A 13,745-nucleotide genomic window follows, 5' to 3' on the forward strand; every position below is an offset into this window, starting at 1 on the left:
GAATTTAAAAAATTTGGAATTTATCCATTAAATCTCAATTGTTCCTTTAAAAACGAATTTTGCAGGTCCTGTCAAGAAAACGTTTGTATAACCATCATTGTCTTTATCAAAAGAAACAACTAGTTTTCCGCCTTCAACATTTAAATTTATCGAAGTTTTATCTGTTTCTCCAATGGCATTCATGGCAATCGCCACTGCTGTGGCTCCAGTTCCGCAGGCAAGAGTTTCATCTTCAACTCCCCTCTCATATGTTCTTAAAGAAAAAGTATCGTTATCTACCTTTTTAACAAAATTGACATTGCTTCCCTTTTCTCCATACAATTCACCATAACGAATTGCGGCACCATTTTCTTTTACATTATAATGTTCCAAATCATCTACAATTTGAACATGATGCGGCGAACCGGTATTTAGGAAAGTATAAGAATCTTTTTTCTGAATTTCGTTAACATCGATCATTTGCAAAGAAACAATTGAGTCAGCATTCACAGACGCGTGATGCAACCCGTCAGTAGCGATAAACGTAGTTTTGTCATCAATCACTCCCAATTGGTTAGCAAAAGCAACAAGACAGCGGCCGCCGTTTCCGCACATCGAACTTTGATTTCCATCAGAGTTATAGTAAACCATTCTGAAGTCAGTTTCAGTATCATTTTCAAGTAAAATCAATCCGTCTGCTCCAATCCCGAAACGTCTGTCGCACAGGCGCTCAATAAGTTTCACATCATCTTTTGGAAAGAAATTTGTACGGTTGTCAATCATTACAAAATCGTTTCCGGTACCTTGGTATTTATAAAATTCTATTTGCATTTTTTAGTTGTTAGAAATGCAAAAGTACGAACTATTAATTAATGAAATGTTAATCATTGTTAAAGAGCGTTAAACCGTTTTTACAAATAATTTTTTGAAGTAATTTTACGTTAAATAAAACATGAAACTTTAATTCTAATAACTTAATTACAAATTCTAATATGAAAAGATTTTCAGCCTTATTTTTAGTGTCATTATTAAGTGGTGCTATTACTCTTGGTGCTTACAAGTTATTATTTGAAAGCAACAATTCTTTTTTTGGAAAAGGAAATTCTGTTGTAACTCTTGCCCCTAACTCTTACGGAAAAAACGTTGGTTTAGGAGCTGAAATACTAGATTTTACCGAAGCCGCAGACAAAACTGTCCATACCGTTGTTCACGTAAAAAATGTTTCTAGAAGAACTGTCAGCAATCCAATGCTTGAATTTTTCTACGGATACGGCGGACAGCAACAGCAAGAACAAGTAGGAACTGGTTCTGGCGTAATTATTTCTGAAGACGGATACATTGTTACGAACAATCACGTAATTAAAGATGCTACAGAAATTGAAATTACTTTAAACAATAAAAAATCCTACAAAGCAAAATTAATCGGTACAGATTCTAAAATGGATATTGCTCTTTTGAAAATCAATGCTGATGAAAAGCTTCCTTACACTGCTTTTGCAAATTCGGATAATGTAAAAGTCGGCGAATGGGTGTTGGCAGTTGGAAATCCTTATAATTTAACTTCAACTGTAACTGCAGGGATTGTATCGGCGAAAGCCAGAAATTTAGACCAAAGCGGAATCCAATCTTTCATTCAGACTGATGCTGCTGTAAACCCAGGTAATAGCGGTGGAGCGTTAGTAAATGCTAGAGGTGAATTAATCGGAATTAATACTATGATTTCTTCAATGACAGGTTCTTACGTTGGTTATTCTTTTGCAGTACCTTCAAATATTGCCAGAAAAATTATTGAGGATATTATGGAATACGGAAATGTACAAAGAGGTATTCTTGGAGTTGAAGGAGGCGAATTGAATGCAACAGCTTCTAAAGAATTAGGAGTAACAGAAACACAAGGATTCTATATTAATAGGGTTTCAAAAAATTCTGGAGCTGAAAAAGCTGGTTTAACTAAAGGTGATATCATTGTAAAATTGGATGATCAAAACATTGCCACTTACGCAGATTTATCAGGATACATTAATACAAAACGTCCGAGCGATGTTGTAAAAGTAACGTATATTAAAGACGGAAAAACTAAAACTGTTCCTGTTACTTTAAGTAAAAACGAATTTTATAGCGCTGAATTTAAAGGAATTGAATTAGAGAACATTGACGCAGCCGACAAGAAAAAGTTCAGAATTGACTATGGTGTAAAAATTAAAAACATCACCAATGAGAATTTAATGCAATATCAAAACGAATTGCTAGGAAATATTATTCTAAGCATTGACAATGTAAAAGCAACAAACGTTGAAACAGTTTCAAAACTTTTAAGCAAAAAAGACGAAGGTCAAAGCGTTCGAATTGAAATGATCAACAGAAATGGAGAGGTTTTCAGAATCATAATTTAACTTACAATACTGAACATCGGTTTTCTGAATCAAAAAACGGAGAAACTGATGCCAAGGTTCAAAACTAAAAGAAGCCATCTTAAGAATTTAAGGTGGCTTTTTTATTTTCAAAAATAAATGCTAAAATAGTTTACGAAATCGATTGAAATAGATACTTTTGCGCAAAATTTTAAAATAGTGAGCATTTTATTTTTTCAATTATGAGTAACAAATCATTGTACCAAAAAGAGGTATCCTTACAAGTCGACCGAAGAAAAGCAGGTGTCGAATTAATCAAAATCATAAGCGACTTATGGTATGACAAATCAATCGAAATGGTTTTATTCAAGAATCAGTTACTGGATAAAAACGTTAGCGATATTATTAATCTTCATCAATATGCTGGTGAATTTGTGGGCAAACCAATCACCATTTTTGATTCGGTTGAAATCGCAAGAGTAGTTTTGTCTTTAGATCTTCCGCCAGCAAAAATAGATCTTGGAAAACTAACTTATGAGTATCGTTTAGAAGATGAAAAATATCCTGACGCGAGATATTTTGTTATTGAAAAATTGAAAAAAGCAAAATCTTCAAAAGAAATCAAACCAAAAGATGTTGTTTTATATGGCTTCGGAAGAATTGGACGTTTATTGGCAAGAGAGCTAATGTCTAAAACTGGAAAAGGAAACCAATTACGCCTAAGAGCAATTGTAACTCGTGATAAAAATGACGCAACAAGTTTAGAGAAACGAGCTTCTCTATTGCGATACGACTCAATTCACGGAGATTTTCAAGGATCTGTAATAGCCGATGCTAAAAACAATGCCTTAATTATAAACGGAACAACCGTTCACATCATTACAGCAAATTCGCCAGAAGAAATCGATTATACTGCATTTGGAATCAACGATGCTTTGGTAATTGACAATACTGGAGCATTTATTACCGAAGAAGCATTAAAAAGGCATTTAACATCAAACGGAGCGAGCAAAGTTTTGTTAACTGCTCCTGGAAAAGGTATTCCAAATATTGTGCATGGCGTTAATCATAATGATTTTAATCCAGATGAAGTAAATATTTTCTCTGCCGCATCTTGCACAACAAATGCTATTACACCTATTTTAAAAGCGGTTGAAGAAACTCTTGGAGTCGTAAAAGGACATTTGGAAACAATTCATGCCTATACAAACGACCAAAATCTAGTTGATAATATGCATAAAAAATACCGTCGCGGTAGAGCAGCGGCTTTGAATATGGTTATTACTGAAACTGGAGCTGGAAGCGCTGTAGCGAAAGCTTTACCAACGCTAGAAGGCAAATTAACTTCAAATGCTATTCGCGTTCCTGTTCCTAATGGATCTCTTGTTGTTTTAAATTTAGAAGTTAAAAAAGCAACATCGATTGCAGGAATTAATAAAATCATGAAAAAATATGCTCTTGAAGGAGAACTGGTAGAGCAGATTAAATATTCTTTAAATAACGAATTGGTTTCGTCTGACATTGTTGGGACTTCTGCCCCATCTATTTATGACAGTAATGCAACCATTGTTTCAAAAGACGGAAAAAACATTGTATTGTATATTTGGTACGATAACGAATATGGATACAGCCATCAAGTAATTCGCTTAGCAAAATATATTGCCAAAGTAAGACGTTATACTTATTATTAATTCAACCAAACTAACTTTTTTTCTTAAAACCATCAGGATTCTCTTGATGGTTTTTTGTTTTGCCTAAATAGGAAGAACCGTAGTGCTCTTTACTTCCGAAATCACAAAAACCGTATTTATTAAAGAAACTTCAGGCAGAACCGATAATTTTTTTTGATGAAAATGATGATAGCTTTCCATATCTGGAATTATGATTTTCAGCATATAATCGAAGTTACCTGAAACGTAATTGCATTCGACAACTTCAGGCAAATTCAATATTGACTGATTAAATCCTTCCGATGTATCATAAGTCTGTTTTGTTAGCGTAACTTGGCAATAAACTGTCAAATTATTTCCGAGTTTTTTCTTATCCAAAAGCGTCACATATTTCTCGATAATACCATCTTTTTCAAGACGTTTCACTCGGTCATGAACAGGAGTTAAAGACAAATTTATTTTGTTTGCAATGTCTTTTAAAGTGTAATGCGCGTCTTCTTGCAAAAGGCGCAATATTTTTCTGTCAATTTCATCTAAAGCCATAACGAAAACGTTTGATTAAAAATAGAGCGAATTAGTCTTTTTTTCTTTTTGAGGAATAAATCCTGCCTCTAAACAGAATTTTTTTCTGTAAAAATAAAAAATAAAATAATATTTTCTTATTTATTAAGCATTAAACCATAATTTATTCTCTATCTGTAGATTTGTAAAACAAATTCAATAAAAACAAAAAAATATAACAAAATGATAATAGGTGTTCCTAAAGAAATAAAAAATAATGAAAACAGAGTTGCTTTAACTCCTGCAGGTGTTTCAGAAATGAAAAAACACGGACATACAGTTTATGTACAATCTACTGCTGGTTTAGGAAGTGGTTTCGCAGATGAAGAATATGCTCAAGCTGGTGCGGTAATTTTACCAACTATTGAAGAAGTTTATGCAATTGCAGAAATGATCATTAAAGTAAAAGAGCCTATCGCTTCTGAATACCCATTGATCAAAAAAGATCAATTATTATTCACTTATTTCCACTTTGCTTCTTCTGAAGAATTAACTCATGCAATGCTTGAAAAAGGTGCCGTTTGTTTAGCTTACGAAACAGTAGAAAAAACAGACAGAAGTTTACCATTATTAGTTCCAATGTCTGAAGTTGCTGGTCGTATGGCAATTCAACAAGGAGCAAAATACCTAGAGAAACCATTAAAAGGAAGAGGAATTCTTTTGGGAGGTGTTCCAGGTGTGCCACCAGCAAAAGTATTAGTTTTAGGTGGAGGAATCGTAGGAACTCAAGCTGCAAAAATGGCTGCTGGGTTAGGTGCTCAAGTTACTATCATGGACTTAAGCTTACCACGTTTACGTCAATTGGACGATATCATGCCAGCAAACGTAAACACAGAAATGTCTAACCACTACAACATCACAAGAGCGATTAAAGATGCAGACTTAATTGTTGGAGCAGTTTTAATTCCAGGAGCAAAAGCGCCACACTTAATTACTCGTGATATGCTTAAATTAATGCGTCCAGGAACTGTAGTTGTTGACGTAGCCGTAGATCAAGGAGGATGTATTGAAACTTGTACTCCTACAACTCACGAAAACCCAACATTCATCATTGATGATATCGTTCACTACTGTGTAGCTAATATGCCAGGAGCTGTTCCTTACACTTCTACTTTAGCTTTAACAAACGCAACTTTACCATACGCTGTACAATTAGCAAACAAAGGATGGGAAAAAGCTTGTGCAGAAAATGAAGAATTAAATAAAGGATTAAACGTAGCAAATGGAAAAATCCTTTACAAAGGAGTTGCAGAAGCTTGGAATCTTCCTTTTAACGAAGAAATAGTATTAGCAAACGCATAGTGCTAATACTTAATAAGTGCTTACTAAATCACTATTACAAAGGGCTTTTCTTAATTGAAAAGCCTTTTTTTTTGTGACATAAAAAAACCTGTCATGAAGACAGGTTTTTCAAAATAGGATACTTTTATTTCTTATTGTCTAAAACTTCAGTCATAACTTTAGCCTCAGTTCCATTTGGAAAAGTAACTTTAATTTTCTGTGCTATAGTTGGAGCAATTTCCGTAATCGCTTTTTTATCGTAAGATTCCCCTTTTTTGATATGCCAACCATAGAAAATAGCAGGAACGTGCGTGTCATAGCTATAAATTGTACCGTGAGATGTTCCTGTCGGTGTATATTCAATCATACCAGGTTTATCAACAATTACTAAATCTCCATTTTGAGTAACATCATAACCTTTTGCTACAAAATTAAGAGCATAATCATTTCCAGCATTAGCTAAAACTTCTTCCTCTGCATAAACCTTCTTTACTTGCGGTTGAGTAATTAAAAACTTTTTAAAAGCATCTTTGACTTTATCAAGGTCTAATTTCTTATCCTTAATAATTTGCTTATTGAAGAAAACATTAAAGTTTGAATAATTCTGAATCAAATCTACACCAAAAGTCTTAGTTGAAAAATCCTGTAAACTTTTCTTAACATCTTTTGAAGGATAATTATCCACATTGTATTTACGATCTTTTAAGTAAATCACATTCTCAGCTCCAGCGTGATCAGCTGTTAAGAAAAGTAAATAATTTCCTTTTCCAACCGTTTTATCAAGATAAGCTAAAAAATCAGCAATCGTTTGATCCAATCTCAAGTAAGTATCTTGAAGTTCCATCGATCTTGGCCCCAATAAGTGCCCTACATAGTCTGTAGAGGAAAAACTAACCGTTAAAAAATCAGTAATATTATCTTTCCCTAAATCTTCTTTCTCAATAGCCCTCTTTGCAAATTCAGCTAACAAGTCATTTCCGAAAGGAGTCGCTCTAATAATTCCAGCATCATTTTTCTCATACATAGATTTCAAATCGTAAGGAAAAACAGGAGCTGCACTTCCATATAGTTTACCTTCGTACGGATTATTATCTGGAAGACTTTCATTGTAAACCGAAGCAGGTTTATACAAATCCCAACCTTTATTAATATATTTTAAGTAGTTTTTTTCATTATTGAATTCAGACACCCATTCTGGCAATTTTTCCCCGTAAAAACTACTTGAAATAAATGATCCCGTTTTACTATACCAAAATGCCCAATTTGCAAAATGTCCAGCTGGCAATATAGCACCACGATCCTTTAAACTTAATCCAATAACTTTTCCAGTAAAATTAGTAGCCATTCTAACTTCATCTGTAATTGTAGTACTTTGAAGATTCTTAGGAGACATAGCACCTTCTTCTGCCGTACCATCACCTACAGTTTTAACACTGGCATCATCAGTACAATACATTTCTTTACCAAGAGTTCTGCTGAACCATTCATTACCAACAATTCCGTGAGTAGCCGGAGTTGTACCAGTGTAGATTGAAGCGTGTCCAGGAGCAGTATAAGTTGGCATATAATTGTAATGCATATTTTGGAAAGTAAATCCATCATTCATTAATCTTTTAAAGCCATTTGGAGAAAAATCATCTGAAAAGCGGTACAAATACTCCATTTTCATTTGATCGACAACTATACCCACAACTAACTTAGGACGTTGTTGCGCACTTAAGCCCGTTACAGCAAGAAGCGCTAACAATAAAATATTTTTCTTCATATTTAAAAAGTAATTTAAACACAAAAATACTCATTCAAATCCAAAAAGTCTAAACTATCAATATTTAACCTCCAACAATTGACTATAATTTAACACTTTTAGCACCAAGCTTCAAATGCTTATAGCGTTTCCCTTCGGGCCGTGCTGTCCGCTGTATCTTTTGCGGGCGGGGTCTGCGGGAAAAAGAAGCCCTGCATATCCCGCAAAAAAATGCCGCTCCCATCCCTAACGCAGCCCTACGGAAGAGGGATTTCGGGCCTGCGGCGCTGCAAGAGCTTTTTTTTTGCGGACCAAAATTCCGCATACAAAAAAACCCCATCCGTAACGGATGGGGTTTTCAAAAGAAAGGCGACGACATACTCTCCCACAATACTGCAGTACCATCTGCGCAGGCGGGCTTAACTTCTCTGTTCGGGATGGGAAGAGGTGAGCCCCGCCGCAATAACCACCTTAAGGTTTTTAGTCCAAAGTCACAAGTCTTAAAGCCTTTCGGCTTTAATCTTTCGGCTTAAAGACTGCCCGCGACGGGCAAATATTTTAACATACTGGGATAAAGAAACAAATAAGCTTTATTTTTTAGAAAGTTCCTTCCTCCCGATTGCCCGGGAGGAAAAAGTCTGTGCATAAGCTTACGGATTATTAGTACTACTCGACTGTGACATTACTGCCTTTACATCTGTAGCCTATCAACGTGGTCATCTTCCACGATCCTTAAAAGAAATCTCATCTTGTGGTGGGTTTCGCGCTTATATGCTTTCAGCGCTTATCCCTTCCAAACGTAGCTACTCTGCGGTGCCCCTGGCGGGACAACAGATACACTAGAGGTTTGTCCAATTCGGTCCTCTCGTACTAGAATCAGATCCACTCAAATTTCTAACGCCCGCAGTAGATAGAGACCGAACTGTCTCACGACGTTCTGAACCCAGCTCGCGTGCCACTTTAATGGGCGAACAGCCCAACCCTTGGGACCTTCTCCAGCCCCAGGATGTGACGAGCCGACATCGAGGTGCCAAACCCCCCCGTCGATATGAGCTCTTGGGGGAGATCAGCCTGTTATCCCCGGCGTACCTTTTATCCTTTGAGCGATGGCCCTTCCATGCGGAACCACCGGATCACTATGCTCTACTTTCGTACCTGATCGACCTGTATGTCTCTCAGTCAAGCTCCCTTATGCCATTGCACTCTACGCACGGTTACCAAGCGTACTGAGGGAACCTTTAGAAGCCTCCGTTACTCTTTTGGAGGCGACCACCCCAGTCAAACTACCCACCAAGCACTGTCCCCCACATCGCGGGGTTAGGCCTCAGATAAACAAAGGGTTGTATTTCAACAATGACTCCACAACGCCTGGCGACGCCGCTTCATAGTCTCCAACCTATCCTACACATCATTTATCCAAGGTCAATACTAAGCTATAGTAAAGGTGCACAGGGTCTTTTCGTCCCACTGCGGGTAAACGGCATCTTCACCGTTACTACAATTTCACCGAGCTCATGGCTGAGACAGTGTCCAGATCGTTACACCATTCGTGCAGGTCGGAACTTACCCGACAAGGAATTTCGCTACCTTAGGACCGTTATAGTTACGGCCGCCGTTTACTGGGGCTTCAATTCAATGCTTCTCCGAAGATAACATCTCCTCTTAACCTTCCAGCACCGGGCAGGTGTCAGGCCCTATACTTCATCTTGCGATTTTGCAGAGCCCTGTGTTTTTGATAAACAGTCGCCTGGACCTCTTCACTGCGGCCCCGATTGCTCGGGGCGACCTTTCTCCCGAAGTTACAGGTCTATTTTGCCTAATTCCTTAGCCATGAATCTCTCGAGCACCTTAGGATTCTCTCCTCAACTACCTGTGTCGGTTTACGGTACTGGTTCTTACTGCCTGAAGTTTAGAGGTTTTTCTTGGAAGCCCTTAGGCGCACTATCTCTTTGTCCGAAGACTCCGAGTACTATCGCATTTCGCCATCTTCTACGGATTTGCCTATAAAAGATATAGCTAGGTGCTTTAACGAACTATTCCGTCAGTTCGCGGCGCTTTCATCACTCCGTCACCCCATCACAGCAATAAGAAGTACGGGAATATTAACCCGTTGGCCATCGACTGTCCCTTTCGGGTTCGCCTTAGGTCCAGACTAACCCACAGCTGATTAGCATAGCTGTGGAAACCTTAGTTTTTCGGTGTGCGGGTTTCTCGCCCGCATTATCGTTACTTATGCCTACATTTTCTTTTCTGACCGGTCCAGCACCCCTTACGGAATACCTTCTGCCCTGTCAGAATGCTCCCCTACCACTTGCAAATACATGCAAATCCATAGCTTCGGTAATATGCTTATGCCCGATTATTATCCATGCTCGTCCGCTCGACTAGTGAGCTGTTACGCACTCTTTAAATGAATGGCTGCTTCCAAGCCAACATCCTAGCTGTCTGGGCAGACAAACCTCGTTCTTTCAACTTAGCATATATTTGGGGACCTTAGCTGATGGTCTGGGTTCTTTCCCTCTCGGACTTGGACCTTAGCACCCAAGCCCTCACTGCATAGAAACATTATATAGCATTCGGAGTTTGTCAGGAATTGGTAGGCGGTGAAGCCCCCGCATCCAATCAGTAGCTCTACCTCTATATAACTTATTTATGCGCTGCACCTAAATGCATTTCGGGGAGTACGAGCTATTTCCGAGTTTGATTGGCCTTTCACCCCTACCCACAGGTCATCCGAAGACTTTTCAACGTCAACCGGTTCGGTCCTCCACTGTGTGTTACCACAGCTTCAACCTGCCCATGGGTAGATCACACGGTTTCGCGTCTAACACTACTGACTAAAGCGCCCTATTCAGACTCGCTTTCGCTGCGGATCCATGGCTTAACCACTTATCCTTGCCAGCAGCGTTAACTCGTAGGCTCATTATGCAAAAGGCACGCCGTCACCCCACTAAAGGGCTCCGACCGCTTGTAGGCGCATGGTTTCAGGATCTATTTCACTCCGTTATTCACGGTTCTTTTCACCTTTCCCTCACGGTACTGGTTCACTATCGGTCTCTCAGGAGTATTTAGCCTTAGCGGATGGTCCCGCCGAATTCAGACAGGGTTTCACGTGCCCCGCCCTACTCAGGATACCGCTATCCATTACATTTGTTGCCCGTACGGGGCTGTCACCCTCTATGGCGCTCCTTTCCAGAAGCTTCCGGTTCCTTATGCATGAAATATCGCGGTCCTACAACCCCACAACTGCCGTAACAGCTCTGGTTTGGGCTAATCCGCGTTCGCTCGCCACTACTTACGGAATCACTTTTGTTTTCTTCTCCTCCGCCTACTTAGATGTTTCAGTTCAGCGGGTTTGCCCACCTATCGGTGTGCTATATCTTCAATATAGCGGGTTGCCCCATTCGGGTATCTGCGGATCAGTCGGTGTGTGCCCGTCCCCGCAGCTTTTCGCAGCTTATCACGCCCTTCATCGCCTCTGAGAGCCTAGGCATTCCCCATGCGCCCTTATTTTGCTTATTGCACCAATCATAAAATCATTTATGACCGTTTTTCTTTGTTTTTATTATCGCTAATAAAAACGCTTTCTACTTTCTTATTATTTTCTTATCCCAATATGTCAATGAACTTTCTTATGCTTTAGGCTTAAAGCAGTATGCTTTAGGCTTTCTCAGCTTACGGCCTACAGCTTATAGCTTATAGCCCTTGGTGGAGAATAACGGAGTCGAACCGTTGACCTCCTGCGTGCAAGGCAGGCGCTCTAGCCAGCTGAGCTAATCCCCCATTTTCAATTTTAGATTTTTGAATTCAGATTTTAGATTTCTTATTCTTCTCTAATTTCTTTTGGCGAATCCCAGCATCCAGAATTTCCTTCTCTTTAAGCTTTAAAAAGTAGTCCCGGGCAGACTCGAACTGCCGACCCCTACATTATCAGTGTAGTACTCTAACCAGCTGAGCTACGAGACTCTGTTTTTTTTTTACTTAAAAGTTTATTTCTTTAAATTAACAGCAAGAGTAATGCAATTTCAAGATCCAAAACCTGCAGTCTTGGCATCCCATTTCCCAAACGTGCCTTCCGGCTAACATTTCAGGCTCTAGAAAGGAGGTGTTCCAGCCGCACCTTCCGGTACGGCTACCTTGTTACGACTTAGCCCTAGTTACCAGTTTTACCCTAGGCAGCTCCTTGCGGTCACCGACTTCAGGCACCCCCAGCTTCCATGGCTTGACGGGCGGTGTGTACAAGGCCCGGGAACGTATTCACCGGATCATGGCTGATATCCGATTACTAGCGATTCCAGCTTCACGGAGTCGAGTTGCAGACTCCGATCCGAACTGTGACCGGCTTTATAGATTCGCTCCCCCTCGCGAGGTGGCTGCTCTCTGTACCGGCCATTGTAGCACGTGTGTAGCCCAAGGCGTAAGGGCCGTGATGATTTGACGTCATCCCCACCTTCCTCACAGTTTGCACTGGCAGTCTTGTTAGAGTTCCCGACATCACTCGCTGGCAACTAACAACAGGGGTTGCGCTCGTTATAGGACTTAACCTGACACCTCACGGCACGAGCTGACGACAACCATGCAGCACCTTGTAAACTGTCTTGCGAAAGATCTGTTTCCAAATCGGTCAGTCTGCATTTAAGCCTTGGTAAGGTTCCTCGCGTATCATCGAATTAAACCACATGCTCCACCGCTTGTGCGGGCCCCCGTCAATTCCTTTGAGTTTCAAACTTGCGTTCGTACTCCCCAGGTGGGATACTTATCACTTTCGCTTAGCCACTGATGTTGCCACCAACAGCTAGTATCCATCGTTTACGGCGTGGACTACCAGGGTATCTAATCCTGTTCGCTACCCACGCTTTCGTCCATCAGCGTCAATCCACCGGTAGTAACCTGCCTTCGCAATTGGTATTCCATGTAATCTCTAAGCATTTCACCGCTACACTACATATTCTAGTTACTTCCCAGTAATTCAAGTCCAGCAGTATCAATGGCCGTTCCACCGTTGAGCGATGGGCTTTCACCACTGACTTACAAGACCGCCTACAGACCCTTTAAACCCAATGATTCCGGATAACGCTTGGATCCTCCGTATTACCGCGGCTGCTGGCACGGAGTTAGCCGATCCTTATTCTTACGGTACCGTCAAGCTCCTACACGTAGGAGTGTTTCTTCCCGTACAAAAGCAGTTTACAATCCATAGGACCGTCATCCTGCACGCGGCATGGCTGGTTCAGACTTGCGTCCATTGACCAATATTCCTCACTGCTGCCTCCCGTAGGAGTCTGGTCCGTGTCTCAGTACCAGTGTGGGGGATCTCCCTCTCAGGACCCCTACCCATCGTAGCCTTGGTAAGCCGTTACCTTACCAACTAGCTAATGGGACGCATGCTCATCTTCCACCGTTGTGACTTTAATCATATCCCGATGCCGGAACATGATGCTATGAGGTATTAATCCAAATTTCTCTGGGCTATCCCTCTGTGGAAGGCAGATTGCATACGCGTTACGCACCCGTGCGCCGGTCTCTGCCGATAAATCGGCATACCCCTCGACTTGCATGTGTTAAGCCTGCCGCTAGCGTTCATCCTGAGCCAGGATCAAACTCTTCATCGTATATTTTAATATTATATTATCGATGCCTCTTCTATCGGTTCTTTTCGAATCTCTCGATTCCATTACTCTTATTCTTTTGTTGTCTTATCTTTAAGATAAGACGGCTGTCAATTCAATATGTCTACGAACGTTGTTTCTTCTGTATTCCACTTGTGTTTCAAAGCGGGTGCAAAACTAAAAATTCTTTTTGTTTCCTGCAAGAAAAATTTAAAAAATTTTTGAAGCTTTTTTTCGCCTCACTTTTCCAATTCCCCTTCCGATCTTTCAATGGACTTTCCGCGTTTTGCGGGGTGCAAATGTAAAAAGCTTTTTCTTTTCCCGCAAGCTTTTTCCAATCTTTTTTTTCGAAAATTTCTTTTCGCTGATCTTCTGAAGCTGCCGGAATTTCTAAGAGCGTTTTTCGCTGTTGCGGGTGCAAAAGTAGCGCCTTTTTCCGCTTTTCCAACTCTTTTCAACGATTATTTTAAATCTTTTTTCCGCTTTTTTCCTAATGCGCTGACAGCGGATCGTTTACGTTTTAGATATTTTTAAACACTTGTAAGACTTT

The 13,745-nt window shown here is 40.0% G+C and carries 6 protein-coding genes, 2 tRNA genes and 3 rRNA genes; 3 read left to right on the forward strand and 8 right to left on the reverse strand.

Going from position 1 to position 13,745, the window contains the following annotated elements:
* Window positions 1-27 precede the first annotated feature (27 nt).
* Window positions 28-810 carry a diaminopimelate epimerase gene (gene dapF, locus N4T20_RS00065; protein ID WP_260671154.1) on the reverse strand — a complete coding sequence of 261 codons (783 nt, stop codon included), beginning with the start codon at window positions 808-810 and terminating at the stop codon, window positions 28-30.
* A gap of 161 nt (window positions 811-971) precedes the next feature.
* Here dapF and N4T20_RS00070 point away from each other — a divergent pair, with 161 nt between their 5' ends.
* The gene (locus N4T20_RS00070) at window positions 972-2,372 is read left to right on the forward strand and encodes a trypsin-like peptidase domain-containing protein (RefSeq protein ID WP_260671155.1); all 1,401 of its coding nucleotides are present in this window, start codon (window positions 972-974) and stop codon (window positions 2,370-2,372) included.
* Window positions 2,373-2,572: 200 nt separating this feature from the next.
* Complete coding sequence (locus tag N4T20_RS00075; protein WP_260671156.1) at window positions 2,573-4,021, forward strand: glyceraldehyde-3-phosphate dehydrogenase; 1,449 nt, start codon at window positions 2,573-2,575, stop codon at window positions 4,019-4,021.
* Window positions 4,022-4,084: 63 nt separating this feature from the next.
* Here N4T20_RS00075 and N4T20_RS00080 read toward each other — a convergent pair whose 3' ends face one another.
* Complete coding sequence (locus N4T20_RS00080) at window positions 4,085-4,543, reverse strand: Lrp/AsnC family transcriptional regulator (RefSeq protein WP_260671157.1); 459 nt, start codon at window positions 4,541-4,543, stop codon at window positions 4,085-4,087.
* Window positions 4,544-4,744: 201 nt separating this feature from the next.
* Here N4T20_RS00080 and ald point away from each other — a divergent pair, with 201 nt between their 5' ends.
* Window positions 4,745-5,863 (forward strand): alanine dehydrogenase, encoded by a 1,119-nt coding sequence (gene ald, locus N4T20_RS00085; RefSeq protein ID WP_260671158.1) that lies wholly within the window; start codon window positions 4,745-4,747, stop codon window positions 5,861-5,863.
* A gap of 124 nt (window positions 5,864-5,987) precedes the next feature.
* Here the strand turns inward: ald and pafA are convergent, their stop codons facing one another.
* From pafA to N4T20_RS00115, 6 genes are all read right to left on the reverse strand, one after another.
* Window positions 5,988-7,607: an alkaline phosphatase PafA gene (gene pafA / locus N4T20_RS00090; RefSeq protein WP_260671159.1), complete on the reverse strand. Its 1,620-nt coding sequence runs from the start codon at window positions 7,605-7,607 to the stop codon at window positions 5,988-5,990.
* A 343-nt stretch (window positions 7,608-7,950) separates the two neighbouring features.
* Window positions 7,951-8,060, reverse strand: a 5S ribosomal RNA gene (gene rrf / locus N4T20_RS00095).
* Window positions 8,061-8,226: 166 nt separating this feature from the next.
* Window positions 8,227-11,109, reverse strand: a 23S ribosomal RNA gene (locus N4T20_RS00100).
* A 183-nt stretch (window positions 11,110-11,292) separates the two neighbouring features.
* Window positions 11,293-11,369: transfer RNA gene (locus N4T20_RS00105), tRNA-Ala, on the reverse strand.
* Between the two features lie 109 nt (window positions 11,370-11,478).
* Window positions 11,479-11,552: transfer RNA gene (locus N4T20_RS00110), tRNA-Ile, on the reverse strand.
* A gap of 132 nt (window positions 11,553-11,684) precedes the next feature.
* Window positions 11,685-13,198, reverse strand: a 16S ribosomal RNA gene (locus N4T20_RS00115).
* Together the 16S, 23S and 5S rRNA genes with 2 tRNA genes alongside form the textbook arrangement of a ribosomal RNA operon.
* Window positions 13,199-13,745 lie beyond the last annotated feature (547 nt).

The sequence above is a fragment of the Flavobacterium sp. TR2 genome (assembly GCF_025252405.1).
GTDB lineage: Bacteria > Bacteroidota > Bacteroidia > Flavobacteriales > Flavobacteriaceae > Flavobacterium.

Bases quoted from the DNA above. Each gene is read 5' to 3' on its own strand.
- pafA (WP_260671159.1), bottom strand. From the start codon at position 7,607: ATGAAGAAAAATATTTTATTGTTAGCGCTTCTTGCTGTAACGGGCTTA.
- N4T20_RS00080 (WP_260671157.1), bottom strand. From the start codon at position 4,543: ATGGCTTTAGATGAAATTGACAGAAAAATATTGCGCCTTTTGCAAGAA.
- N4T20_RS00070 (WP_260671155.1), top strand. From the start codon at position 972: ATGAAAAGATTTTCAGCCTTATTTTTAGTGTCATTATTAAGTGGTGCT.
- N4T20_RS00075 (WP_260671156.1), top strand. From the start codon at position 2,573: ATGAGTAACAAATCATTGTACCAAAAAGAGGTATCCTTACAAGTCGAC.
- ald (WP_260671158.1), top strand. From the start codon at position 4,745: ATGATAATAGGTGTTCCTAAAGAAATAAAAAATAATGAAAACAGAGTT.
- dapF (WP_260671154.1), bottom strand. From the start codon at position 810: ATGCAAATAGAATTTTATAAATACCAAGGTACCGGAAACGATTTTGTA.